The organism is Mastigocladopsis repens PCC 10914, from assembly GCF_000315565.1.
Taxonomy (GTDB): Bacteria; Cyanobacteriota; Cyanobacteriia; order Cyanobacteriales; family Nostocaceae; genus Mastigocladopsis; species Mastigocladopsis repens.
The window spans coordinates 79,444-105,772 of the sequence record NZ_JH992900.1; the positions used below are offsets into that span (position 1 = coordinate 79,444).

Annotated in this window: 22 protein-coding genes, 2 pseudogenes and 1 riboswitch; of the genes and pseudogenes, 13 read left to right on the forward strand and 11 right to left on the reverse strand. The window is 41.2% G+C overall.

Going from position 1 to position 26,329, the window contains the following annotated elements; all coding sequences use genetic code 11:
• Positions 1-115 precede the first annotated feature (115 nt).
• The 3 genes from MAS10914_RS36065 (at position 116) to MAS10914_RS31895 (ending at position 2,195) form a co-directional block, all read left to right on the forward strand.
• A complete protein-coding gene (locus tag MAS10914_RS36065) occupies positions 116-250 on the forward strand; it encodes a hypothetical protein (protein ID WP_269635036.1) in 135 nt (44 codons plus the stop codon).
• A 207-nt stretch (positions 251-457) separates the two neighbouring features.
• Positions 458-1,744 carry a ParM/StbA family protein gene (locus tag MAS10914_RS0100585; RefSeq protein ID WP_017313971.1) on the forward strand — a complete coding sequence of 429 codons (1,287 nt, stop codon included), beginning with the start codon at positions 458-460 and terminating at the stop codon, positions 1,742-1,744.
• Positions 1,731-2,195 carry a hypothetical protein gene (locus MAS10914_RS31895; protein WP_017313972.1) on the forward strand — a complete coding sequence of 155 codons (465 nt, stop codon included), beginning with the start codon at positions 1,731-1,733 and terminating at the stop codon, positions 2,193-2,195. Before MAS10914_RS0100585 ends, MAS10914_RS31895 begins: the two co-directional genes overlap by 14 nt.
• A 97-nt stretch (positions 2,196-2,292) precedes the next feature.
• Here the strand turns inward: MAS10914_RS31895 and MAS10914_RS0100595 are convergent, their stop codons facing one another.
• Both MAS10914_RS0100595 and MAS10914_RS0100600 read right to left on the reverse strand, forming a co-directional pair.
• Positions 2,293-2,733, reverse strand: coding sequence for a hypothetical protein (locus MAS10914_RS0100595; protein WP_017313973.1), 441 nt, complete (start codon positions 2,731-2,733; stop codon positions 2,293-2,295).
• Between the two features lie 96 nt (positions 2,734-2,829).
• Positions 2,830-4,482 (reverse strand): IS1182 family transposase, encoded by a 1,653-nt coding sequence (locus MAS10914_RS0100600; RefSeq protein ID WP_017313974.1) that lies wholly within the window; start codon positions 4,480-4,482, stop codon positions 2,830-2,832.
• Between the two features lie 132 nt (positions 4,483-4,614).
• On the opposite strand from MAS10914_RS0100600, the gene MAS10914_RS36070 reads away from it, so the two are divergent.
• Together MAS10914_RS36070 and MAS10914_RS35205 are read left to right on the forward strand one after the other, a co-directional pair.
• Complete coding sequence (locus MAS10914_RS36070) at positions 4,615-4,743, forward strand: hypothetical protein (protein ID WP_269635037.1); 129 nt, start codon at positions 4,615-4,617, stop codon at positions 4,741-4,743.
• Between the two features lie 54 nt (positions 4,744-4,797).
• Positions 4,798-4,989 (forward strand): hypothetical protein, encoded by a 192-nt coding sequence (locus tag MAS10914_RS35205; protein WP_232224070.1) that lies wholly within the window; start codon positions 4,798-4,800, stop codon positions 4,987-4,989.
• Between the two features lie 16 nt (positions 4,990-5,005).
• Here MAS10914_RS35205 and MAS10914_RS0100610 read toward each other — a convergent pair whose 3' ends face one another.
• The 5 genes and pseudogenes from MAS10914_RS0100610 to MAS10914_RS0100625 form a co-directional block, all read right to left on the reverse strand.
• A complete protein-coding gene (locus MAS10914_RS0100610) occupies positions 5,006-5,980 on the reverse strand; it encodes a tyrosine-type recombinase/integrase (protein WP_026082246.1) in 975 nt (324 codons plus the stop codon).
• A gap of 55 nt (positions 5,981-6,035) precedes the next feature.
• Positions 6,036-6,263, reverse strand: a pseudogene (locus MAS10914_RS32390) (DUF4351 domain-containing protein); the annotation flags it as partial.
• Positions 6,264-6,381: 118 nt separating this feature from the next.
• Positions 6,382-7,260 carry a DUF4351 domain-containing protein gene (locus MAS10914_RS0100615; RefSeq protein WP_017313978.1) on the reverse strand — a complete coding sequence of 293 codons (879 nt, stop codon included), beginning with the start codon at positions 7,258-7,260 and terminating at the stop codon, positions 6,382-6,384.
• A gap of 296 nt (positions 7,261-7,556) precedes the next feature.
• Positions 7,557-7,856: a hypothetical protein gene (locus tag MAS10914_RS0100620; RefSeq protein ID WP_156818049.1), complete on the reverse strand. Its 300-nt coding sequence runs from the start codon at positions 7,854-7,856 to the stop codon at positions 7,557-7,559.
• On the reverse strand, positions 7,813-8,781 hold the full coding sequence (locus MAS10914_RS0100625) for a zinc-dependent alcohol dehydrogenase family protein (RefSeq protein WP_017313980.1): 969 nt from the start codon (positions 8,779-8,781) through the stop codon (positions 7,813-7,815). The genes MAS10914_RS0100620 and MAS10914_RS0100625 overlap by 44 nt, the downstream gene beginning before the upstream one ends.
• Before the next feature lie 124 nt (positions 8,782-8,905).
• Between MAS10914_RS0100625 and MAS10914_RS0100630 the strand changes: the two genes are divergently transcribed.
• From MAS10914_RS0100630 to MAS10914_RS0100640, 3 genes are all read left to right on the forward strand, one after another.
• Positions 8,906-9,274: a winged helix-turn-helix transcriptional regulator gene (locus MAS10914_RS0100630; RefSeq protein ID WP_017313981.1), complete on the forward strand. Its 369-nt coding sequence runs from the start codon at positions 8,906-8,908 to the stop codon at positions 9,272-9,274.
• 132 nt (positions 9,275-9,406) lie between these two features.
• Positions 9,407-10,897, forward strand: coding sequence for a DEAD/DEAH box helicase (locus tag MAS10914_RS0100635; protein WP_017313982.1), 1,491 nt, complete (start codon positions 9,407-9,409; stop codon positions 10,895-10,897).
• Positions 10,898-10,975: 78 nt separating this feature from the next.
• Positions 10,976-12,019 (forward strand): hypothetical protein, encoded by a 1,044-nt coding sequence (locus MAS10914_RS0100640; protein ID WP_017313983.1) that lies wholly within the window; start codon positions 10,976-10,978, stop codon positions 12,017-12,019.
• Positions 12,020-12,262: 243 nt separating this feature from the next.
• Here the strand turns inward: MAS10914_RS0100640 and tnpC are convergent, their stop codons facing one another.
• Entirely contained in the window at positions 12,263-14,998 is a 2,736-nt protein-coding gene (gene tnpC / locus MAS10914_RS0100645; RefSeq protein WP_017313984.1) for an IS66 family transposase, read from the reverse strand.
• A gap of 38 nt (positions 14,999-15,036) precedes the next feature.
• Here tnpC and MAS10914_RS34805 point away from each other — a divergent pair, with 38 nt between their 5' ends.
• Complete coding sequence (locus MAS10914_RS34805) at positions 15,037-15,381, forward strand: hypothetical protein (protein WP_198014943.1); 345 nt, start codon at positions 15,037-15,039, stop codon at positions 15,379-15,381.
• On the opposite strand, the gene MAS10914_RS29165 is transcribed toward MAS10914_RS34805, so the two are convergent.
• A complete protein-coding gene (locus tag MAS10914_RS29165) occupies positions 15,299-18,502 on the reverse strand; it encodes a plasmid replication protein, CyRepA1 family (protein WP_017313985.1) in 3,204 nt (1,067 codons plus the stop codon). The two genes, MAS10914_RS34805 and MAS10914_RS29165, sit on opposite strands and share 83 nt — an antisense overlap.
• A gap of 439 nt (positions 18,503-18,941) precedes the next feature.
• On the reverse strand, positions 18,942-20,195 hold the full coding sequence (locus MAS10914_RS0100655; RefSeq protein WP_017313986.1) for a hypothetical protein: 1,254 nt from the start codon (positions 20,193-20,195) through the stop codon (positions 18,942-18,944).
• Positions 20,196-20,363: 168 nt separating this feature from the next.
• Positions 20,364-20,515: riboswitch (cyclic di-AMP (ydaO/yuaA leader) on the forward strand.
• 275 nt (positions 20,516-20,790) lie between these two features.
• Between MAS10914_RS0100655 and MAS10914_RS0100660 the strand changes: the two genes are divergently transcribed.
• On the forward strand, positions 20,791-21,945 hold the full coding sequence (locus tag MAS10914_RS0100660) for a hypothetical protein (protein ID WP_017313987.1): 1,155 nt from the start codon (positions 20,791-20,793) through the stop codon (positions 21,943-21,945).
• A 170-nt stretch (positions 21,946-22,115) separates the two neighbouring features.
• Here the strand turns inward: MAS10914_RS0100660 and MAS10914_RS0100665 are convergent, their stop codons facing one another.
• Positions 22,116-23,432: a hypothetical protein gene (locus MAS10914_RS0100665; RefSeq protein ID WP_017313988.1), complete on the reverse strand. Its 1,317-nt coding sequence runs from the start codon at positions 23,430-23,432 to the stop codon at positions 22,116-22,118.
• Positions 23,433-24,520: 1,088 nt separating this feature from the next.
• Between MAS10914_RS0100665 and MAS10914_RS0100670 the strand changes: the two genes are divergently transcribed.
• From MAS10914_RS0100670 to MAS10914_RS0100680, 3 genes and pseudogenes are all read left to right on the forward strand, one after another.
• The gene (locus MAS10914_RS0100670; protein WP_017313965.1) at positions 24,521-25,261 is read left to right on the forward strand and encodes a DUF4158 domain-containing protein; all 741 of its coding nucleotides are present in this window, start codon (positions 24,521-24,523) and stop codon (positions 25,259-25,261) included.
• Positions 25,186-25,575, forward strand: a pseudogene (locus MAS10914_RS32400) (Tn3 family transposase); the annotation flags it as partial. The gene MAS10914_RS0100670 and the pseudogene MAS10914_RS32400, both read left to right, overlap by 76 nt.
• Positions 25,572-26,288, forward strand: coding sequence for a tyrosine-type recombinase/integrase (locus tag MAS10914_RS0100680; RefSeq protein ID WP_017313963.1), 717 nt, complete (start codon positions 25,572-25,574; stop codon positions 26,286-26,288). The pseudogene MAS10914_RS32400 and the gene MAS10914_RS0100680, both read left to right, overlap by 4 nt.
• Positions 26,289-26,329 lie beyond the last annotated feature (41 nt).

Consider the following 26,329-nt stretch of genomic DNA (forward strand, 5'->3'; position numbering starts at 1 on the left):
AGCTGCTCCGCGACAACTCCCAACAATGCCCCGCAGGGCGAACGAAACTTCTGTGCCCCTACGGGATGGGCGTAGCCCACCCCGTAGGGGCACAGAAGTGTAGTACACCACCAATATGGTAGCCCTACCCGAAAACCCCTTTGCGGTAGTCATGCCGGGAGCGCCAAACCAGGGGTTATGTGTGGCGAAATCGCCTGCGTGGATTGACTTTGGGTCGCAAGGGCGACTGTTTCTTTGGGTTGTGCAGTGACACAGTTAAGGCACAATTCGGATACTCAAGTATTCAAGCCTGACTCCATGGTATGGCACAGATCTGTCACAGATAAGGCGTGTTTGCCGTGCCCTAAAAGGGGTCGGTTTGATTAGATGAAAATACTGGTGTTTTCAGCGATGACGGATTAATAGGATACGCGGTTAGATTGGTGCTGTGAAGCAATTATTTTTTGTCAATCAGCCTATGGCAGCGTCCTATACTCTCAATTTATCAATTGATTTTGGTGGGTCAGGCAGTAAAGTCATTTATCAATTTGGGGGAGGTAAGCTTCAATACATGATGCTGCCACCAGGGCTGGAGGAAGTATCGAAGGAAGATTTCAAGCGCTACAAAGACCTGCAACTTTGGAGGGGTGACCCAAAGCCAGAGGATGACGCTTGGTTGGAATGGAAGGGCAGTATCTATGTAGTGGGTAATTTCGCCCTTGAGTTTGCAGCCCAAGATAGGATTAGGGAGAAAAAGTACGAGAATGCGCTATACAAAGCACTGGCAATTGTTGGCATAATTCTGGAGAAGCATCAAGTAGGTGGCAAGAAACGCAAGGCAGAATCCCCCAAGATTATCTTGCACTTGGCGATGCTTCTGCCCTGGAACGAATACAACGACCACCAGCGGTTTCGTGAGCAATTTTCTTTGATGCTCAAAAACTTCAAATTCCGAGGAGTGGCGTGGGATATTGCCCTATGTACTTTTTTGTGCCAACCGGAAGGTGCGGGATTGTTGGCGATTCGGATCAAGCAGAAAGGTAAGCCTTGGTTTACTGAAAACTCTGTGGCGTTGTTGATGCTTGGACACCGCAATTGCACATTGTTGTATTTTGAAAAAGGTATACGCAAAATTTCTGATAGTCCGCTACTGGGATTTAGCACCTTTTTGGATGATGTTTGTTCAAGAGTATCTGGAATTGAGCGCGACAAACTGGCAGCAGCAATCTTTGAAGGGTTGTACCAGTCCCGATACAAAATCTATAAAGAGAAACAAACGATACATCCAGAATGGAAGGCATTAGAAGTCATTAAAGCGTTGGCAACAGCGCGTGACCCCGAATTACGAGCAAGGGAAGTCAAGGATATTGCGTCCGCAATTGATAATGTTATACCGAACTATTGGTTGACTCTCCGTAAGTGGCTTGATTCTAAAATGCCAAAGTTTCCCTCGGAGGTGATTGTGGGTGGAGGTACGGCGGTATTCCTGGAACCAGAGTTGGAGGAATACTTTAATTGTGAAATCTATGATGATAAGCGAGATGTAGAGAAACGCCCGCAACGATACACTTACCGAGATAGTATGGTTAAGCACGCTGATTTGGTGTGGTTGGGTGATATTCAAACCCAGATAGAAGGCACATTTCGCTTTGGATTTGACGAACGTTTCAACCAACTGCTGTCATTTCGGCTGCTTGATGCTTTTGGAATGATGGACCAGCTTAAGGATACTGTGAAAGAGGCGGTGCAGAATGCCCAAAGCTAAAGCCAACAGAGTACGTAAAAGCTTGTCCCTACCTCGCTTTACTCCTGATGAGGGCACTCCACTGGCTCTCGTTGCGGATTACCTCAACGGGCTAGAAAAAGAAGAGATGCCAAAGCTAGTGCGCGAAATGCTGGTGATGTGTTTGTTGCCACTTGCCAAACACCACTGTGGGCAGTTTACTCAAAAGCAGGTGCGTGATGCCTACTTAATAGCACGGCGGATGGCGGAGAACCATTTTGGCATTATGGCTATTGAGCTAGGTTTGGATGCTAGCGTGTATGCGTATGTGCCTCAACCATTGTCGAATCCTACCGTTGTTGATGGCAATGGGGGTAATGGCAGTACGCCGTCGCCTGCAGTTGAAGTGTCAGAAGAGGAATCAACATTATATGATTCTAGCCTGATTTCGGGGCAGGTGGACTCTGGCTTTATGGGCAGCCTTTTTGGGTAGAGGTGCATTGATATGAATAACACTGAATTTAAGTTTGATCCAATGTTGACCGTTTGGGAGGCGCGGATATGATACCGTTGGCGAATTCCCAAAACATCTAAACTGAACGGGTCAGTTCAACAATGAAACGATTGAGAGCTTTTTGAGCAGTTTTATACCCAGGTGCTTGTTTACCTAACTTCAGTTCAGACAAAACACGGTCACGTAAAATTTCAAGTTCTGCAACCATTGGCAGAGCAATAGACTGTTCTGTAATAACGGGATTAGATGTTTGATGAAAATCCTCTTGTCGTGTATTACACGGAGGAGGTTCGTTTTCTGGTCGAGTCTGAGTGAAATTTTCTGAGTCTAACCGTGTAATACTCGGTAGATTCTTATGCCTAGTAATGTGTTCTAAATAATCAGCCCTGGTTAAGCCTAAGCATTCAGAAGCAATACCAATAGCCTTCCAGGTTTCATCAGTTAATCTCAATGAACGAACTAGACGATAATCTTCATTCTTGAGAGCAAATTTCCCCTGAATATCTCGTTTTAGCATCCCAACTTCCGTGTATGACACCGTCTTAGTTTAACCTGAAAACCAGGTCTCTCACCGAGTAATACACGGAAAAAGCAACAGATTATTTCGTAGGATTTAAATGTTTGGTTCTGCCAGAAGCGCAAAGTGTGAGGAGCGAGTTTTAGCCCGTGGTATCTCCTCCAACCAAGCGAAAACTCGACCTAGATTGATAGCGGCTGCCGTCAGGATATGCTGTAAGTGAGTTTTAGCTAGCCCAATATAACGGCAGTCGCGCATTTCAAATGCTCGGATTCCTTGAGAGATAGTTCCTTCAATACCTGAGCGCAGCCCATACTGTTTTTGAAACTGTTCAGTTTTTTGTCGTTCCCTGGCTTTTTGAAGAGCTTCGTAATCGGATTGCACCTGTATGGTTAACCCACGAGGGTTTGTTTTTGCACGAGTGCATTGAGACCGAACCGGACACGCTAAACAATCACGCTGCCGAAACTCGACGTAAATTACGGGTTTTCCATAAACGTCTTTATTCTTTTTCCAAAGGTAACTACGCTTACCTTGAGGACAATATACGGCTTTATGCTCCCAATCTATTTTAAAATGAGATAAATCAAATCCAAGACCTGCTTTTGCTTGCCATCCAACGTTGAGGGCTACTGGCCCGAACAAATCAATGTTATAGTCTCGCTGTGAGCTAGAAAGCAATTGGGAAGAAGTATACCCTTGATCAACCAAATGCTGTTGAGGTAAAAGGTCTTTCTGCTCCAGAGCTTGATGAATTGAGGGAACAACCGTTTGGTCTTGACTTGTAGCAGGAGTAGATTCTACATGAGTAATGATATGAGGTAAATTTTCATCACAACTTTCTGTTAGATGCACTTTGTACCCTGTCCAGTTGGTAGTGCGCTTAGTACTATTACGCGCTTCTAAGTCGTAGGGTGAGCGAATTCGTAGTGCCGAAGGCGGGCCATCTTTTTCATTGCGTAACTGAATTTTCTCTGTTGGTGCATAGTATTGCTGTAACCAGACCTGACGCAAAACTTCTACGGCTGGCAGTTGTCGCAATTCAACGGGTGCTGTTTGAGAATAGATAGCATCAAGTAAATCAAAGCCATCAGCCCCAATTGTCACAGCCAAAGCTTCTCGTTCTGGAGCCGTTCTGGGTAGTCGGGAATCTTCAAAGCGTTTGCTATAGCGGTCATACCATTCGGGGGGAGCCAATGACTTCAGCCAGGTGGGTGCTATTTCTGCCACAGCATTTAAAGTATACCGCAGGGTTTCTCCCAGATGTTCCAGTCTTGTTAACTCTCTGACCACCGCTAGTATATGAGTTGAGTCAGTGCGCTGTTTTCCTCTTGCTGACAGCAGTTTGAGTTCCTGAAATCTCAACAGCATCTTGTCTAGTATTTGCTGCTCAATACCACCTGAGATCAATCGATCACGGAATTCGCTTAAAATACTAAAGTCAAAACCTGGATCTGTTAACTCCAACGACAAAGCATATTTCCAATCAATCCGTCCTTGCACTGCTTGGGCTGCTTGCCTGTCTGAAAGATTTTCTAAATATTGCATCACCAGTACCATTGCCAAACGCCAAGGTGCAAGTGCAGGTTGACCGCGTTGTGGATAAAGCGATGCGAAATCTTCATCCTGATAAAATACCCCAAGTTCATCACGCAATCGCATATATAAATTACCTTTGGGAAACGCGGCTTTGGCTACACGTACCGTTTCATTGGGAACAGGAGGAATTTTTTCCGGATGTAAGCACATATACTGCCTCCAAAGGTATTTCTTCTAGTTTATTGATAATTGAGGCAGCTAAGTTCATTTTTTGTTACCGTGTATTACATGGTGGAGTGTAGCTCTCTTTATCATGTAATACACCGTAAACTCTCCGTTTTTATGTTAAGTAATATTTCGCCAACGGTATCCGGATATTGGAACAAAGGGTGGGATGAGCCAGATAGCGACCAGCATCATCGAGGGGCGGGTAGTTTTGAACCGCTTTGTATTGAGAAAGCACGCTTATAGAGCAACAGAACTTGGCTTTTTGGATTCATCCGATAGAGAAAAAGTACGCAATCGATGTTTAACCGATGGCGAATATATGTTTGGGTCGGAGGAAACACCGGGATGGATGATTGGGCAGAAGATATGAGTTGTATATCTCCCTATCCAAAAGAACCTCTATGGATGATGGTGAAGATACCAGGTGGTACAAGGCGGCATTATAATGATGAGCTAGCTGTTTGTGCTATCGGCAGCCACATTGTTTGACTATAAGAGTAAATTGTTAAATCAAATCATCAAGCTGCCTGGTTAAAGCGCCTTGCAAATCGACGCGGTTATCGTCATATATAATCACAGTTCGGGGGTCGGAATGGCGGCTTAATTTTTGAGTAGCTCGAATATTACCATTATTTTGGTTCAGCGCTTCGGTAATAGCGCTATGCCTTACCCGGTGGGGACTCATCTGCTTAGAAATCCCCGCCAACTTGCAATATTTGACAACAATTAGACGTATTGCTTCCCCAGTTAACCTATTACCAAACCTTACTGGGTCAAGGGAAATAAAAATTGGTTCGTTGGGCTTATCAGAGGCATTAGATGCTTGCAACCAATCAGAAATTGAAGAAGCAGTTTTTTGAGAAATTGTCACCAACTCCCGTTCCCCATTGCGCCCCTTACCGCTAACCGAGATTTGACATCTGGCATATTTAAAATGCTTCACATCCAAACTGGGAATCTCGCCGCGCCGCAGGGCATTACTCCAAAGCAACCGCATGATGGAATAATCGCGCTTCCCTGCAAGAGTCGAAGTATCGATTGCCTCAAATAACTTAATAACCTCCGGAACCTCTATCCCCTTAGTATCCCGATAGGGTTTAACTTTCTCATTTTTAATAACTTCCAGGTCGTAATCGCAAATACCAAAAATCTGCCCCATTTCCACCAAAGACTTAATCGCTGCCAGGCGGCGGTTAATCGTCGCTGGCGCTAAACCTTGCTCGAAAAGATGGTTGCGGTAGGCGACCACCACCGCGATCGCCTGCGTTTTGGACAGTGATAAAAATTCGCGGGCGAGGTCCGATGTTAATTCACGACCGGGAGCAATGAGGCTAAAGAAATTTCGCAAGTCATGAGAATAAGCCCTGCGGGTGTGTTCGGAGCGTTTTTGCGTCAGTAACACTTCGAGAATTTGTTTACTATCGCTCTGTGTAATTGCACTGGCATAGGTGAGAGAGCGGAGCGTGATGATACCAGACATAGACGTGTGTCCGTTGATTTAGGCGGCTTGTGCGCGTTAAGTGCTTGTTAAAATGTTGATTTAACCAAGCTGATAAATCAGCAATCCCAGAAAAGTCTAGTAATGCTTCTCCTAAATTCTCTAATTGTTCAATCGATAATCCTTTAATTCGCTCAATTAATGATGCATCAATCTCACCAATACGGCGATTGAGTTGACGTAGAACTAGACGTTGTTCTCCTTCTTTCCTTCCCTCTTGTTTAGCTCTTTCCCGGTCTTGTTGATAAAGTGGTTGTAGTCGCACCCATTAACTTTCTCTAATCATAAATTGGAGTTTTAAATATTATCAAATTCTGTTGATCCAAGTCGGAGAGGTTATCCCCAACTTGGTTATAAATTAATTTAATGATGATGATTTATCCTTATTGTTGGTTTAACCAAGTTTCTAAATCAGCAACACTAGAAAAGTCTAGTAATGCTTCTCCTAAATTCTCTAATTGTTCAATCGATAATCCTTTAATTCGCTCGATTAATGATGCATCAATCTCACCAATACGGCGCTTGAGTAAGCGTAGAACTAAACGTTGTTCTCCTGACTGTACAGCTTGTTCCCTGTCTCTTTGATAAAGTGGTTCTAGTCGCATAATTAACTCCCTATCATCTTCTTCTAATTCTTGATTGACTCTCAAGTTTTCGCGCAAGTTGTAAACTAATTCGAGTGTTGCTTTCTGGTATGGATGATTTAATGGTAACGCTTGCAACTCGACAATCGCTTGTGACTGCACACTTCCCCTTCCCAAAAGCCTCACCCATAACGTCTCCGGTGTTTGCGGTAGTTGGTGTATCGCCACAATTGCTGTCCGCAAGGCATCTGGCAGAAAATGTACTCCCGACAACCAACCTTCTTTTTGAATAGTTCCAAAGCTAGACAATCTAGTTTCAGATACGGTAGGTGTAAGAACCCACAATTTGGGAATTTCTGACTCCTGAAGTTTGGTTTTATTTGCCTTAGCCTCTCGTCGCACGAGAGCCTTTACTTCTAATAATTTTAGAATACAGTCGCATATTTCATCGGTAGAAGCTGGATTACGGAATGGTTCTATTATCGCAGGATGTTCAGCAAATCTTCCTAGCAAACCCAGTACTTGTAAATTGGAGCTTTGCTGTTTAGAAGGAGTGAAGAAAACATCTATTTCTTTAATCTCTCCTGAAACTTTTTCTGATGACTTGACTTCTCCGTAATCTTTTAGTAATTCTTCCAGATAGTCCTTGGCGAATTTGTCATGTATAAAGCGCGTCATTCAAATTGAATATTGGGAATGTTCTTGAATATAGTTAATAATATTAATCTATTGGAAATGATAAGTAAATAACTAATTTATCAATTTATTGAGCCATTGATGATAATTCCAAGTAACTTGATGGTGGAGAGATAGAACGAATATTTGTTGTTGGATTATCTACTAATTAGAAGTTGGATACTGTAGTCTCTATATATCAATGCTTTTGGATATGTAGGTTGGTTTTGGATGTGTTGGGTAAGAGTGCATATATTCCCCAAAAAGTGCAATTTCTCCAACCCAACCAACAGTCCAACCTAATCGACTAATCTGTAACTATCTTCGCCTATAGAAATGGCTTTTTCTTTTTGCACAAGTAGCTTGAGTGATTCGCGTATTTGTACTTCCGATACGCCCTTGAATTTACTACCTGCATTCTGTTTAATTTGACGTGGAGTCTTTGCACCTTTCCCCTTGAGATAATCAACCAGTTTGGTTTGAATCTCGGTTAGTTTGATGTCTGGACTTGCTTGATTGTCATCACTAGCATTTTCATCAACCCGATAAGCAGCTTTACCCTTCCACAACTTGAAGAACAACTTTACCTGCCGTGCCACCTTGCTCTAAGCGCTGATGGGCTTGTGCTACTTGATTTAAAGGCATGACAGAATCAATGACAGGACGTAACTGATTGCGCTCAATTAGATATTTGAGGGCATCTAATTTCGCACGATACTGGGGTGTAAAAACAAAATGCACAGTGAGGTTCTTACCCCAGGCTTCGAGTAATGACTGAGGGGTTGCAATATCTACAATGGAGACGAGCCGACCATACGGACGGATAACGTTTAGACTCCGCCCAATCGTATCTCCACCAACTGTATCTAGCACCAAATCGACACCTTTGCCGTTAGTAAAGCGTTGAATGACCTCAACATAATCTTCACCAATGTAATCAATCACATAATCAGCACCAAGCTTTTTGACCAAATTGTGGTTCTTGGCACTACAGGTTGTGAAAACATAAGCGCCCATTGCTTTTGCTAGCTGAATGGCAAATGAACCCACACCACCAGCCCCGGCATGAATCAAAACCGACTCACCCACTTGCAACTGACCTCTGGTGACTAAGCAGTCCCAAGCTGTTCCCGCAGCCAACGGAAAACAGGCAGCTTCAGTATGCGATAGGTTTGTGGGTTTTTTCGCGACAATCTGTTCATCTGCAACGTGATATTCTGCATAACTGCCAAAGTCGCCGAAAAGCTGCGGGGAGTAGTACACTGCGTCTCCAACTTTGAATTGTTTGACGGATTCTCCTACAGCTTCAACCACACCAGAGATATCTACACCGAGGATGGCAGGTAGTTTCACCAAATGCTTGTAATCACCGCGACGAGTTTGATAATCAACCGGATTGACCGACGTTGCATGAATTTGAACTAACACTTGATGCGGCTTTGGCTCTTGTTTGGGGACTTCTTGAAGTTCAAACCCATCAACATCACCAAATCTCGTCAGCACAAGAGCTTTCATCAACTGCATAATTGATTTCCCTATCCTTTAGAATTAACTTAAAGTGTTCTTGCTTTGCTATCCAGCATAGGGATGTATTTTAGTAACCCACAAGTAAGCACCATTTGGTAGGGTAGGAACCGTTTGGTAACAAATGACTCAACAGCAAGCTCATAGCCGAGAAAAAAATTTTGCTCCTCCTGAGAAAGTCAACGTTGAATCTCAGCCGACAGTTGCCTATATTGTCGAACACACCCTAGGCTGTAAGTGGATGCTGGAAGTTCTTCGCTTGATTCGCACAGGCGTTAATCGTCCAGGCGCAATGACTCGTTCAGTAGATGGATTAACGACGAAAGTACTTAATGAGCGGTTATCTGATTTGCTTAATTTTGGAATTGTTGAAAAAATTGCTTATCCAGAAATTCCGCCTCGTGTCGAATATATGCTGACTGATTTTGGTCAGCGCTTCGTCAAAATCTTAGACATACTTGATGAGCTAGAGCAGTTCCGCAAAAGCAACTGAATACCGTCCTCTTCCTCGTTTTTGGTATCAGTGGAGGTAAGTGCTAGTTGGCGCTCTGGTATAAAATTGCTACAACCTATATATATTAAGGGTTTTTACCCTTTATTGCCGACAATACAGGAGCTCGGCGAAATGCCAACTTTTATTAAAAAAGATGAAGTTGGACTGGGTAAAACCATCGAAGCAGGACTCATTCTCAGCGAATATTTAGCAAGAGGGATGGTTCAATCGATACTGGTGCTTACCCCAGCTTCCCTCGTCTCCCAATGGCAAGGAGAATTAGCTTCAAAATTTGGCATTTCCTCTATCACCACTGATGATGACAGCAGACAACAAAACCCCGAAGAATTTTGGACAGCTAATCAGAGAATCGTAGCATCTCTCAACACCGCTAAATCAGCCAAACACTATCCCCTAGTCACTTCACGCAACTGGGATTTAGTCATTGTTGACGAAGCGCATCACCTGAAAAACCGCAATACACTCAACTGGAAACTTGTCAATGCCTTAAATAAAAGATTTATGTTAATGCTCACCGCCACACCAGTGCAAAACTCTTTGGTGGAACTATTTAATCTTCTGACTCTGTTAAAACCGGGTTTACTCAAAACCGAAGCAGACTTCAAGCGAGAGTACGTTTCCAGTAAAAACGGACGAATTCCCAAAAACCCAGAAAAACTGCGAAGTCTGATGCGGGAAGTGATGATCCGCAACACTCGTTCTTTAGTTGATGTGCAATTACCCAAACGCTTCGCCACCACCATCACTGTCACTCCAACTGAAAGCGAACGGAAACTCTATCGAGATTTAAGCAACTTTTTACGGGATAACTCAGAACACCTCGACAAGTTTTCCCGTACTAGTTTGTTAATGCGTGCAGGTTCCAGCGTTAATGCTTTGGTTGAATCTCTAAAAAATCTCTCCAAAAGATTACCTAGTGACGAACTGAAAACATTAACTCGACGTGCGGCGCAAATTAAACAAGTAGAAAAAGCACGTTCTTTAGTAGAGTTACTAAAAAAATCATCTCAAAAAACCATAGTATTTACCACCCACAAAGCCACATCTGCATATTTAGCTAAAACGTTTACCGAAGCAGGTATAGAATTTGCTGAATTTTTAGGGGATATGTCATTAAAGCAGAAAGATGCATCAATTGAAGCTTTTCGGGATAGCGTTCCAGTTTTACTGGCATCCGAGACGGGGGGAGAAGGACGTAATATTCAATTTGCGAACGCTATAGTCAACTATGACTTACCCTGGAACCCGATGAAGATTGAACAACGTATTGGGAGGATTCACCGGATAGGACAGACACAGGATGTCTTTATTTTCAACTTTTGTCTGAAAGACAGTATTGAAGAATATATCCTGCGGATATTACACGATAAAATCAATATGTTTGAACTGGTGGTGGGGGAAATAGAAACAATATTGGGGAACGTGGATGATGAATTTGATTTCAGCGAGGTCGTGATGGATATTTGGCTGAAGCATCAATCTAATGATGAGATAAATACGGCTTTTGAGAAACTGGCGGATGATTTGCTCAAAGCTAAAGATAAATATCGAGAAACTCAAGAACTGGATGAGCAGATATTTGGAGAAGATTTTGAAGCTTAAGAAATCAAGTCTTTATTAGTCAGCCGACAAATCCCTATTTCCTGGATAATAACTCATATTTGACAATTCGTGCAGTGTATGCAAACGGTCGAAGATCCAATTATCAGAACTCTAGAAACAATCATTTCTACCTATGATGGAGTAGCAGAATTAGTAGATGAAAAAACTCTAAATGTGCTGTTACCAGAAGAAATAGCAACAGCTTTAAAAATAGAAGAAGAAACAACTTTTAGTACGGCAATCGATACTCCCAACAGTCAATTTGTCAGCTACAATTCAGAACTCCTCAATAGATTCTCAGAAATTCTGGCTGATTTAGGAAGCGTGACTGCTTTGGGGGTGAAATATGATGGTTATCTCAAAACGACAGGATTTGAAAAACTCATCACACAAAACATTGTGCCTCATAATGGTTTGATTCGCTTTGTTGATGCCAAACCAGAAATGACCCGTTATATCTTGTGTAATGTCGCTTACACAGCAGAGGCGGATGAGAAAAGAATTGGGATGGTGTCATTTATTATTAATGAATTAACAGGAGTGACGCCTGTAGACATTGGCGATGCTTTATTTTGGGAATCAGATAAAATTCCTGTGGATGATAATTCCCTACCTCAGAAAATGTCATCAGACGAATTATCTGCCATTATTGAGAAAACATCTGGGTCGTTAATACAAGCAGAATTAGAAAATTGGCAAGCAAAGTTATATCGAGCTTTAGCCAGGGATGAAGAAAGACTGAAGAATTATTATGGCACTATTAGCGCAGAGATTGCTGCCAAGATTGAATACAAAGGTTTGAGCGGTGATGACAAAGAAAAAGAGTTAGCACGGATAGAAGCAACCAACCGCGAGTTGGAGAGGAAACTTGCAGATATCAGAGAACGTTATGCTCTTAAAGTTCAAGCGAATCTTTACAGTGCAATGATTCTACATTTACCCACAGTACATATTAATTGTACGTTGCAAAGGAAGAAAGCGAAAAGAGAGGTCACGCTGGTATGGAATCCTTTTACTAAAATCATTGAACCGTTGCGCTGTGAAGTATCGGGACAGCCAGTTTATGAGTTTTATTTAGATGATAAAGATGCGAAAATTATTGGAAGTGCAAGTTGGAATTGACCTCTCCCCGCCATGAATGACGGGGATTATAGGGTGATCGCCGAGAGGTAGAGTCCTAGCTGTGCCTCTACTTTTTTGAGTATGTTCGCGCTGCCGTTAACATTTATGTATTACATAACATCTACAACGCTTATTTAATAAGCATTATTATGTCGTGTAAACTTTCTACAGCATAGACATTCTCTGAAACTAAAAATGCTTTGCTATTTGTAGAATGTTGATTTTTTTTTGCAAACATCAGAGCTAACGCTTATGAGTTTTGAACTTTTCAATATCTGTCTCTCCAGAAAATAGAAACTTAAAAAATGATTGTCCCTGAAAACGGCAGGTTTGCTGAATACTGAGCAGTACTAAGTAATTCCGAGTAGCTGACTCGTGAAAAGGAGATGATGATATATCTCGTTGTATTGCAAGATGTCTAATAGCTCTTTCAGCTACATTGTTATGCCAGGGAATTTCATCTTCTTCTAGAAATCTAAATAGACTATCTCGATATCTGTTAAATCGCTTTTGATATTTGATCACTAGATGAGATCTATAATACTTGTCAGTAATAACTCTTTTGTAAAAATGCTCAACTTCTTTTTGAAAGTTATTTAACATTATCTTTTTTAAACCACATTTTTGTATGGTTTCCATAATTGGAATGATTAAGTTTTTTACCTCTAACACAAATGTTTCATATTCAGTGTCAAATGGTGTTTCTCTAAGGTCATCATTAAGATCCCGGATGAGATGAACCCAACACTTTTGTTGTCTGCATTGCACTGAATCATAGCCAGCATAAAAATCTGACACAAGGATACCTGTATATCCAGATAATAGCTCATGTACAATTGTTGCTTCCCTAGTCTCACTAAGTTTGAAGACTACATATTTTTCATTTGTGAAAACCCATCCATACCAGTTAAATCCCTTGATATTAATTGTTGTTTCATCTACATGAATTATAGGACTTTTTAATAAAGACTGAATTAGAAATTTTTCTGTTACAGAATAATACTGTGCAAAATCCTTAATAAAGGTTACTATCGAGCCCGCAAGTATTTTTTCACCAAACTGCTCTTGCATCATTTCGCTAATGCTTTCATATGGTAAGCGCATAGCTACTCGATGATAAATCAGCCAAGACTTAAATCCATGTCCGTAAAGCTGTGAATGTCCATATCTAGCAATAGTTGGTGGATTATAAAACTTGCAGCATTTCGGGCAATAACCTTTGTTACCTAAATATTTTATAATTGTTTTTCTAACACCATTCTTGGTTAAGACTAAATCAATGATAAGCCTTGTAGACAGTTTTGCTGTAATTTTCAGGGGAATATTGTTGCAAATTGGACAATTCTCTGCGGCAGTAACTTGGAGTATTTTAGTTGCTCTAGGATTAATTCTCCTCTGACCTTCATACCCCTTTTTTATACCACGCTTTTTCTTTTCTTCTTCATTACTAATTTCCTTTGTATCCTGTCTAAAATTTATTTTATTTTTATCATAGTTCATATGAGCAAATTTCAACATGGTCTCAAATTGGCTAGAAACTTCAATAGATATTTGAGTTTTTTGTTTTTTATGTTCCTCAGCAAACTCTACTTCAGATAAAGTATCAGCCGAAGTTTTTATTTTAGAAAGTTCATCCACTAGCAACTTTAAAGCATGACAGTCTTCAGCATTGTAGGTGAGTAAGCAATTTTTGTATCGAACTTCACCCGTTTCTTCCCAAGAATATCGCCATACAAGGCTCTGAAGACCAGATGCAACAGACGATGTCCATGTTGCTCCAATAAAATGACCAATCTCCTTCAACGTATTTGAGTAAACTGGAAAATAGATCTTGCCGTGAATATAACCGTTAACATTGACCAACCGTTGAATGAGAGTGCAACTATCGGCTCCATATCGTTTTGTTAGTTTGGACAAGGCACGGGGTTCATAACTACCATAATGATAAATGGGAGCATCAGAGTATTGATTAGCTATTGTTAACATCTGTTGCCATATCTGCTTTTCTTCCTCAACAGTATTAGCCCAAAAAGAGTAGAAATTTGTTGTATTTGATTGACAAACTAATAACCCAATCAAGTAGTAAAAGTTTTGGTCAGGAACACCTTCAATATCCAAAAATAATTCTGTTGTTTGCCGACATATTGCTGGTAAGTCCTGAAGATATATTTTTCCTGTTCTGATAGCTAACGCTTTTAACTCTAATTTATAAGTGTTATCAAATTGATTTTTGTTTCGCTTTTTACGTTTCTGTGGTTTGAATAGATAGGAAAGTTGCTTGACAGTAAAAATCCCCTTTTTCTCATATCTTTGAATAACTTTGGGGGTAACACCATCAAGCAGGCTGAGGTGCTCATCTTGTTCCGCTTTAGTTCGACATTGCACCTTAAATTGGCATATTGAACAATGCTTGTTCAAATTCATGGGTGGTGGTTCTGACGACAAGCCCGTAGTCCATTCTTGCAATGGCTCAAGTATAGGATTGAGATTGAAATCGCAATTCCTCAAATTGACACTATGGGACTTCCCATCTACAGTTATGATTTTACCTGTCTTCGGTAGGCATCCTTGAACTTGTGCAAGCACATATCCAATGAAGAATAGTTCTAGTTTAGCTATTTCATTAATCTGGTGTGTTCCTAGAAAAATTATTGGTTCATAACTGAATTTACCCAAGGCTGATTCATACGATACTTTTTTGAGAATGCTACAGTTAGCAATTAATATACCAGCCTTTAACTGAGCGTTAATCAAACAATCGATACCATTATTAATGTGTTTTTGGTCATATGGTTGTATATTTTGAATTTCTTTCTGAAGCATATCAATATACTTAGTTTTTATTTTATACTTCTTTTGCTCAATAATTTGCTCATACTCATGTAATTCTCCCGACTGCTTCGCAGACATTATTAGAAATGCTTTGTAAGGACAATGAGCGTAGGCAACCAAAATTTGAGAAGTGATAAATTGAGTCATATTTTTACCACTTGGTTAGAGTGTTAAGATTTAATGTTGTGGACTGGATTCGGCAACGCGAACAGGGACAGAAAGTTGCGCTGGTCGGTTGGGCAACGGGCGGACATTGGGCGGGTATGTACACGGGGAGCAACAACGAGAAAGTGAGTCATTTAGTGATGCTCAATAGCTTGTATGGTGTGAATGCGCCGCGTGTTGAAACCGTGACGATTCCAGGTGGAACGCATTACCTGTTTTTAGACCGTCCAGAACGAGGGCGCGATTGCGCGGAGCGCACTGCCCAAAGGGCAATCGCTTTCTTCAAGCAGTGCTCTCATTCTTGTCTTGAGGAGGTTGTGGAGGCGGTGATACTGTTCGGGATGAATCGTTGTCTAAATCTGTAACACTAGTATCCCTTGAAAAATCATCCCCCGAACTTTCCGCAGGAGGCTCATTTTCTGTGACACCCCCAATTGTATTTATCTCTATATATTCGGGGGTGTCACAAATTTGGGGGGGTGGCACAGTCACATCGTGTGGACTAGCAGAATGCTGTAGCTTGGAGGAAACCGCTAAAATATCTCGTTGTTCCCAAGCTGCAAAAATCTCCGCCCTGCCGTCGCACGGTTCTTTGTAGCGGTAAAAACGCACAGGATTTTTCTCGCCTGCTACCCGCCGCCGCTCCAACTTCTCTAATTCCATGCCAAGGTTAGACAGCACAATCTGTAGCACTTGGATAGGATAAAGTGTTTCGTCAAAGCTTCCTAGCCCCAAATCGTTGAGTTCGCGGGCGTATCGTTTTACCAAATCTGCCCAGGCGATGAGGTCTGGATCATGGCTGGTGAGTTCCCGTTTTGGGTCAAACCATTGACCAATATTTAGCACCTTGAGGGCTTCCACTTTGGGCAAGTAGCCTTTAATATCCCAGAGGCACACCCGTCCATTCCCCCGCTTAATATGTCCCTCGAAATGCCGGCGGTCTCGCAGCTGAACAAACTCGGGATCATGGGTCAAAAGGTAATGCAGCCGGATTTTGGGATACCACTCAGAATCGTCTTTTTGTTTTAAGTCTGCTGTCACCTCTACCCCATAGCGTTGCTTGAGTTCGTATTTTCGTACTTGCAACACCTCAGACGGAGTTTTGTTTCGTTTCTCCTTGAGTTCCAAATACTTGCGTTCTGTGGGAAGCTCTACCATCTCTACTGCTTGGTTTTCTGCCGATTGATTGGTGTCGCAGCAAGTTTTGAGTTGGTCTGAGTTATCTTTGTCCTCCTTTTCGTCGTCGGAATCAACTACAGTCACCCGGTGTCCCTCAGCAACTAATCCCTGATGCAAACTATCGCGGAATCTGAAGCTGGAAGCATTAATCCGGGAAGCCATCTTTGCCCAAGTCGCGGTTGCTACAGGTTCAGTGGCGGCGTCGATGTCAAAATCAAAATCCTTGAGTAGCCGGATGTTAGCTTTGACGACTTTGAAAGTTGAGGTCAGCAACGCCTTATAATTAGAGCTACCGTTGCCAATTTTACCTAAGCCATATCCCCGCGCCCAAATGAAGCGAGGAACTGGCTCTCTTAAGCGCGCCAAAGCTTGCCGTGTTTCCGATTCCGGGCAAACCCCTTGAGAAATGAGAAACACCTTTTGGAAATGCTCTTTGACATCAATTGACACTCCAGTCCCAATACTGGGTGAAGCTATTATAATCCTATACTGCTTGACAATTTCATTAATTTTCTCAACGCAACCATAGGCTGGGTGAGTGGGGTCAGCAACACTTTCTGAGTCAATCCTGAGAATCGTCTCGTCGGGAAAGTTTTCTCTTGCCCAGGATTCCAGATTCTTAGTTCCCCATTTGCTTCTCGCCTTTTGACCATCGCAGTGAATCATAATCGCTTTGGGTGAAGTGGAGAGCGATCGCTTGATCTGAGTGAGCACAGGTGCAGCATTTGTTGATTTGTAGATGGTTACGTTCCAACGAATCTCTTCTTCTGGTTGCCAGTCGTTGACAACTACCCACGGCTGTAAATCAATTTCAGATTCCCGCTTAATCACCCCCCTGATAAAATCAATACTTAGGTCACTTAAGTCTGCATCTTGAGCAATAATCAATCCCCCGGTAGATGCAACAAAGCCCATTAGCTGCTGGAAGGTCTCAAGAATTGATACACGCTTCTCGTAGCAAGTGGATCTGTTGAGCAAGTGCCATATAACTTGCTCGACTTCATCGAGTACTACAATCGCTCCTGCCCAATTTTTGGGGTTAAAATGAGCTTGAGATACGGGATGTACCGAGTCAATGCAAACTCCAAAGCCTAATAAGCCCTTAGTCTGGCTTGAGTGGACATCCTCAATCCAATCCAGCCCCAGGCGATCGCAAATCGCCCGTCCCAGCTGGATGCGGTGCGTAATTACCAGGATTTTTCTACCTTCTCTCTGGGCTTCGGTAATTAACTTGTCCAGCGCTTGAGTTTTGCCCGTTCCTTTGGGAGACTTGATACAAGCAAAACCGGACAAGGGGAAGGGGATATCTCCTAAATAGCGCTGATTTAGCCTCAGCGTCGCCTTGTAGGTCAGTTGCCACAGCAGAGAGGCTGTATACACCTCCAAGCTGACAGCAGCCTTGTAGAGGCTTTCAAACGCTTTTTCGCCGTTGGCGACGATAAAATCATCAACTCCCTTGTGGTCGCCGATTAAGGTGATGACCTTGACATTGCATCCTGCTTGTGCTAATAATCCGCCTGTGCACTGGATTGATAAATCTACATTCGCCTTTGTGGTGGGTTTTGGGTCATTGTCAAAACAGAAGTAAATTTCGCGCCCAGGGGCGGCGAATTTCTCTAATTCGGGGATAAGATGGCGATTGAGGGTATGACCTGTTATTGGGTCTTGTGAGCTTCTGATACCGGAAGAAATACCAGGGAGTGCGATCGCCACATAGCCAGCACTCAACAACGCCCCTGCTTTTTTCGCCCCCTCGGTGATAATAATGGGAATTTCCGGGTGCAAGTACACCCATTCCCAAAAGTTCCGAAGCTTACGTCTATCCAAAAGCCGTAGCGCCAGGGGAGAATTATATCGCTTGATTTTGTAGCGCTTGGCAACATGATCCCAAATTTCATCAGGGACACGCAGGAAATATGCTCTCAGGTCAGTTTTTGGCGGGGGTTCATATTTGACTAGCTTCGGCGGTTGACCAAATCCCTTAAATTCTTTACCTTTCTCCGATGACGGGCGAGGGGTGTCCGGCTTGAACTGACCCCAGAGCATTTCTTCCCATGTCATCGGGTCAATTCCGCCACCGCACCACCAGCCGCCATTCTCCAATGGTCGATAGCGCTTTAAATAGGAGTCGGTGATTCTCCCGCTGTTGCGGCGCTCAATGAATGGCGAGTAGAGCAGGTAATCGTAAATTCTAGCGCCTGATAGGGAAATGACGTTCAATGCGGTGATTTCAGGATGGACGCCGCTAAGAGTTACCCACTCTTCCCAGTGCTGAGTCGAGATGTGTGTTGGAGGAAGGATGTTCATTGCCTTCCTCCTTGATGCTGGGGTAGCCCAAAAGGCGGGTGTTGGTTATACTTCGGTTTTTCCACCCGTTTTGTGTTCTCGCAGCTTCTGACATCAAGTCTTAGAGTGTTTTTCTGGTTTGTGCCGGAGCAAATGCAGCAATTCATCTTGAATTGGCGAAATGTATATAACATTGCCAAATCATGCCAGCTCCGCAAAAACGGGTTTGGCGACCTGATCTATATAATCTATATGATCAGGGCTGTTTTAAGGCGCTAAAACCCTTATGTAGTAAGGATTTCAAAAATGGATTGTCCGGGGATACGGGTGTTTTTCTCGGGGGATGTGGATGCTTTTGTTCTAAAGCTCAAACCTTTACATGACAAGACTTTAAAGCCAATTTTGAGGGTAATTTGTTTTAGAACAAGGCTAAAACAAAAAAACCAGCCGACTTAGGTTGCTATTCCTTTCGCTCTAGGAAACTTTTGGGAAGGGGGATAGTGTCAAGTTGCAAGCTCCCTTGTGACACATCAGAAACAAACTGTTCTACTGTTTCCCGTATATCCTTGAACGACTTACAGAACATCAATTTTTTGTCCATTTGAGTCAGTAAAGTACGAAGACTATCTTTCTCCTCTGTGTTCTCATCTTTCAGCTTCTTTTCAATTTCTTCCCTCAACTCGTAATGAAGGTCTTTATGTTTGGAATCGGTGTGGATAGACTCAAATTTACCTAAGTAATGTCCTGCTAAGTGGTCAATTTCCTTTATCCAGAATTCCAGTTCCGGCTCTTCCAACGAGGAACGGAGAAAACGCTCTTCAAGGTCTTTCGTGTCTTTCTCTTTTAAAAAAGACAGGGAACATAACTGATAATATTCCTTTTTTTTGGCTTCTAAAGCGTTTTCAGATTTGCAGAAACTTTTTTTGTACTGTTCTTTAGCAATATTCGTTACTTTGTTGTGGAGGTATGCCCGAAGTTGGTAGACCGCCTCTTTTGCTTCCCGTCGTGCTTCTGCTTCGGTTACGTTTCTTTGAGTATTAAGGCGTTTGTACTTCGCGATTTGGGCAAAACTCATCCTGCCCTTCATCACCATATCTAGGACTTCGTAATACGAGGGTGAGAATTGTTGCAAGAGGTCGAGCGCAGCTTGAATTTCAGCCAAATCAGTTTCGATTTGCTCCTGTGCAATAGTAAACGTAGGCTTATCGGTTTTTTGTAGAGCATGGCTCTCTGCTTGTTCTGCCCTGTGTAGCAGCATTTTGAAGCTCATCCAGCGCAGAAGAGGTGTCATGCTATTAATACTAAGTTCAGGAATACCATAGTTGATAACAGCGAGCGTGAGCATGGCACGCCAAAGACAATCTCCAACAATTTCTTTTTGTCGCTTGAGTCGCTCCTCAACTATGTAGTCCTTGAGTCCTTCTTCCCTATGATTCTCCACAAGCCCCAATTGAACTGCATAGCGCCTTGTAGCTTCTGACCAACACCACCAGATAGAAATAGGCGCTTCCAAGAATGCTTTGAGACGGGAATGAATTGGAGTTTCCAGCACCGATGCATCACGTCCAATCCGTTCAAGGAACTCAGAAGCGGATATTTTTTCTCTTGCTGCTTTGTCTTTGATGGCATCCCAAGCGTTTTGGGTAATGGAAAGACTTCTGACTGTTTTTTTCTGTTGGTTGCCTGTCTCCTCTGTCTTGGTGTTTCTTTTCATGGTTTTAGAGGGATGCTCCTTATTAAAATCTATATAATTTATATAATTAAATAGATTACTAAATTAATATTTTATTGTGAAACTTGTAAAAATAAAAGTTGTTTGCTATATTCAAATAATCTAAATAAAGTATAAATACTTTCAAAAAGCAAAAAAGCATATCTGCCTAATACTGTTTTGCCTTATTGCCTTTAGGCGTATATGGTAATACGGAGCGGAGGAACCAAATGATTGTGGGGCTAATACTGTGATTTTTCCAGGATGGACACCTTTCAGTCCTAGCCCGTCAGCTAACTTCGTCGGCATTGAGAGGAGGCTGAACGAATATCATTTTTATCGAATGGTGTTCTATTCAGTGTTTTTGGTTTTTTGCTTGTTCTAAATTTCTAGTGGTACTGACTTAGTAACTTAGTAATCGAAAAATCCCGAACCCCAAATTATTACTCTTAGAGTTTGAGCCGAATATATTATTCCAATCAATCGGTTATCACGAAATCTAGAAGTCAACTGTTTTCGGGTTAACTGAGTAACTGTAGGCTAAACAATAAGAATAATTTTGGCGTAGGGATTCACTTGTCAATAAAGGAGAAGCTAAATGAAAGTGAATCCGTTCACAGGTATATCACAAGTCCAAAAAAGAAAGCTAGGGCAGCAAAGGCTTTATTTAAGGATACGTAAATTTCAAAATTTACTTCGCACTCCATCTGTAAAAGTTGGTTCTGCTCTTTCTGGAGCATCCATAATATTAATCATATCACCATTATTATCTAAGCAGGGAATTGATTGGTTTAATGTTTGGCAAAATATGGGTTTTAACTTGCTAGGTGCTGTCTGTGCTTTTGTGGCTTTTGATATTGTTTTTCGTCGTCTAAAAGAATTAGATGAACAGCAAGGAGTGGAGCTAGATTTATTTGACAAGTCTGACTTTATTACTACAATCATGGAAACAAAATCTTTCACAAAATGTTCTCCTCATCCTATAGCTTCTATTAGAATATTGGAAACCTGGACAGAATTATTGAGAGATAATAGTTACAAAGAAAAATTTACTCAAGCCATTGTCAAATATATTGAAAACAATAATCATGAGATTGAAATTTTATTTCTTAATCCAGAAAACAGAGATTTGGTAGAAGCTCGTTCCATAGAATTACAAGGTTTATCAGAGGAATTTAATGATATTAATATTGCAGAAAAAATTTATATAAATTTACGAGAAATACAGAAAATAATTCAAAAATTAGAAGTGAACGGAAATCAAGATAAATTAAAGGTTAGATTGTACAATACTAGCCCATCCCTAGCTATTTATATGTGTGCTCCAAATTTGTTCGTTACCTTCTTTCGCTCTGGGAAACTGACGACAATGAGTAAGCAGTTAAAACTACATATAGATTCTCCTGTAGGTGCATTTATTAATGAAAGGTTTGAGGAGATATGGCAAGATGCCAAAACTATATCTCTAGAAAATTGTCTGTACGTAACAGTAGACGTTATTCAATACGGTAGAGTTCAACGTACTTATGATAAAGTCAAGTATGTTCTATGCGACCAAGGCTATTACCTCCAAAATGCCAAATTGTTCCAAGATATTGCCAATAAAGCAGATATAAATATCCGAATTAATGGTAGAGTATTTAGACAAAATGATGTAGCTATGGATGATTTACCAGATAATGTGAAAAAACTTTTCCGTAGCAAATATATGAGTTATGGTGAGTTATTTATTTTTATAGAGTTACTAAAGTGAAACAGTGAAACTGAGTCAGCTAAAAAAGAAATAGTTATTAGTTTGCATTGTAAACTTATCACTTTAATGACAACTTGAATACAAGTACCCAAATTTATTGATGGAGAATGAAGAGTGTTTCCTTAATATTGTTCTTCAAGTCCTTAAAATCCTTCTTAAGGTTGCCCTTATTATTTACTTAATGACCAATCAAGGTTGTTGTGCAAAGCCAACAATATCTGATGAAAATTTTCATATGACTTGCCTGAATCAATTAAATATTCAGCTATCTTGACTCCTGTTTTGAGTTGACTCACAATATCTTCATGAAGATTTGGTACTTTCTCCCCAGCTACTAGTAACAAACCCGCGTTTGCTACCAAAAAATCTCTTTTTGATTTAAAGTATTGTTTATCTCCAGAGAGAATTTCCCAAAAAATATTCATTTCTTCTTTGATTTCTTGTTCTGCTTTAATCTCTTCTATGTTGACTCTTTCAAGACCAATATCCTCTGGTGAAAACTCAGCAATTGTGATACTTTTTGAGTCAATTTTGATTATGAGATTGTTAGGGATGTCTTTTTCTTGATTGACAGATGCATTAGATATTTCATCAATTCCGTCATAACAATGATAAATTATACCTTTACTTCCCAAGTGTAGATATATGCCAAGGACATAAGGTATCATTCCTAAGTGACACACTCCTGTAGAGTGATGAACTGGATTTAATACCTGTGCGTTTGGAGCAACTATTTTAAAAATATCTATATCTAGAGATATATCTGTTCTTTTTAAAATTTCTTGCCAATTTTCTTTTGTAGGTTTGTATTTACGATTAATCTCTATTAAATTTTGATACCATAGCTGTTTTCTTGCTTCTATGAGCTTATCTGAATATGGAAATCCCAAATCGGCAAGTGAAACAAAGGCGAAATTATACCTAACAAGCAATTCTTTCAAATAAAAGGGGTTAACTTGAATGTGGTTATATCCAAGTTCTGTTATTGCTTGAGAACTTCCATGCTGAGAAGTCACATTTGTTGTTCCAGTCTTACAGATAGTTACCAGAGGAGTAACAATAATAGATGCGCTAGTAGTAGCGTGCATTGTTTTAATAAAATCTCCTCCACTACCAAATGCATGGTCATGAGAAATTAAGTCGAGACTATACTCTTTGTCTTGGAGATATTTCCAAACTTTTTTTCTTAAGTAATCTATAAGAAAATTTACTTGATGAAACCCAATTCTTCCGTTTCCAGGAGCAATTTTTTTAAGCGTTTCCGTCAATTCTTCAATATTTTTATTTTTATCACTACAGCTATCAAAAAGTTCTATCAACTCTGCATTTTTAATAGCTTCTGTTTTGCTTTCGCTTTCAATAAACTTTTCAAAAACTAGCTCTAGAGAGCCAAGTTTTGCCAAAATATTACGTTTCTCACTAATGAAACCTCTAGAGTAAAGAAGTTGGAAATCTTGCTTGCTGATATTTGATATAAATTTATACATAATAATTAGAAAAATTTTCTCTAAGATTGAAAGATAAATATTTGATGGTGATGACTTTGCTCAATGCTAGGAAAGCTCACAAATGTGATAAATACATACGTAGCAAGTTATAATTGTAGCACATATGTCAAGAATGGACGTTACAGGTGATCGCTACCCCTACCGCTGCTGGAGGAAGCAGCAGGAAACCGCTACACGGCGTAAATAGAAGGTTCGTGCAACTAGGGGCATTTTAGTATGACGTCACATTTGTCAACCCCTTTTGAAGGGTTTATTGATAATAATTACCAATCACTACTTTGCCTAGTTTGCTTTCTTTTAGGCAATGTTTTTCAGTTTCGAGACGGAGCGATAATACTTTAAAACATACACTTTTAGGTACTCCAAGCTCCGTTTTAGGCAAAGTTATTTTACTGTCTATGCGTTAGAAAAAATATTTGTGCAACAAATCTATTCATCAGCGCGGTTAAATCTCGTATCAATCTCTGTAACTGTTGCTGTATAAGGTTTATAGCCACAGGTTGCCCCTGGTTGCACGAACCTTCTATTTACGCCTACACGCCCTCACAGTCTCTACCCACACCCTCGCAGGGAAACCTTTGACCTAACGCATTAGGCACTTGTCAAGAAAAAAATCCCCGCCCGTATTCGTTTATTAGTTATTTTTGCTGTTCAGCGATAGCGGTTGTGACCGCCCCAATAAGTGTTCACAAACTATGTATATGTAATATTAGGAGATAAACTAAATAGAGGTGACGGAAAATGGGGTAGTGTTACGGAAGCTGTCACCAGGGGCAAAGTAGCTCTAAAGTCTTTCCAGGACTAGGTTTTAAACTTTTCAAGTTTCTGGGGCACGCGAAGCGTGCCAGCGCGTGAAAAATCCAGCTTTCACTCTTCTTCTGTACTTGCCCAAAAAGTACCGAATTTTCTATGGGAGTTGGCACTTTACCTGTTTACAGTCTGGATTACCACGGAAAAAATCCTGAAACTGTACCATTGTCCGTAGTAAAGTTCCGACTATAGTCAAAACCGGAACTTTTTGCGCTGAAGAAGTGGTAATGTAATCAGGATACATCTTAAAATAAACAATGAAACGACATTGGGAAGTAAACGAGTTAATTGAGTATTGGACACTGCTTCCCGATGAAGAAGCCTTGTTAGGTAACAAAACTGGTGCGAACCGACTGGGTTTCGCAATTTTGTTGAAATTCTTTCACTTAGAAGTCAGGTTCCCTCAACACATTCGTGACATCCCAAAACCTGTTGTTGTCCATCTATCTAAACAAGTCGGTGTACCGAGTGAAGAATATCATGCCTATGATTGGCAGGGACGCAGCATTAAATATCACCGTGCTGAAATCCGCTCCTTCTTGGGCTTCCGTAAAGCCACTGTCTGTGATGCGAAGGAAATGGCTAACTGGCTGGTGGAGCTGGTATTAGGACACGAGCAGGATGTTGAACATCTAGAAGCCGTAGTTATTCAACGGTTTCGCTCTCAACGTATTGAACCTCCCACAAACCTACGAATTAATCGCCTCATCCGGTCGGCTTTGCATACATACGAGAAGAACTTCTTTTCTAGCACGCTCCAAAAGTTCTCAAGGGAAACTAAGACTCAAATAGATGTTCTCTTAGACGCTGTTGATAGCAGTGAATATAAGGAAGCTCCAACTTTGCAACGGGACAACACTGGTATTGCCTTTAGTGACCTCAAAGCAGACCCTGGTCGAGTAGGTTTAGAAAGTTTATTATCAAAGCCATCAAAACTATCTTTCTATGCCAATATCTGCAATCAGAGGCATTACGCCGTGAAATCAATGAGGGGTTAAATGTTGTTGAAAACTGGAACAGTGCTAACAGTTTTATTTTCTATGGCAAGGGTGGAGAGGTTGCCACTAACCGCCTTGAAGAACAGGAATTGTCGGTATTGTGTCTTCACTTATTACAAATATGCTTGGTTTATATCAATACTTTGATGATTCAACAGGTTTTATCTGAACCTACTTGGATGTCCCGAATGAAAACAGAAGACTTTCGGGCGTTAACACCTCTCATTTATAACCATGTTAATCCCTATGGCACTTGGAGGTTAGACCTAGATGAACGATTACTGATTGAGTTTCCCGTGGAGGTAATTGCGTGAATGTGAATGTTAAACGGACTCCAGCTAAAAAGAAAGCACATGAGTTAGCTAAATATCTGCGTGGCGAACATCCCGATTACACCTATTTAAAAAGCGTTTTTCGCTACTTGCGAACTGAGTTAGAGATTCAATCCCCTAAAACATCAACGGACTTATTACCTGATGTGCCAACTGAAGAAGAAATTCAGCGGTACTATGAAGCCGTTTGGCACACTCGTAATATGCAAGATATGGTAATGATAAAAACTCTACTTTATACAGGAGTAAGAGTTAGTGAATTAATCAATATTCACCTTGAAGATATAGATTTTGTCCGCTGCCAGATTCGCATTAACCAGGGGAAAGGGGGAAAAGACCGAATTGTTCCGTTTCCTGTAGGTTTTAAGGAAGTTTTGGCGATGCACGTAGATTCGATGCAGCGCAAACAGGCGACTTACCTGTTTGAGTCGTCGTGGAAGCGCAAGTATAGTGACCGAGGGGTGAGAAAAATCCTAGAAAAGTATGTGCTGGCGGCAGGACTAAATAGGGCTATCTCACCTCACAGGCTGCGCCATTTTCTGCTGACATGGCTGAAAAAACAAGGAATTGATGATGCACTGATCCAACCTTACTCAGGACATTCTTCTCGTCAGTCGCTGGAAGTGTACTCACGGTTGTCAATAGGGGAAGCTCAAAAAGAATATGACGAGGTGATGGGGAAGTTTCCAGTTTAATACTGCTGTACTACTTTGCCCCTGGTGACAGCTTCCGTAAC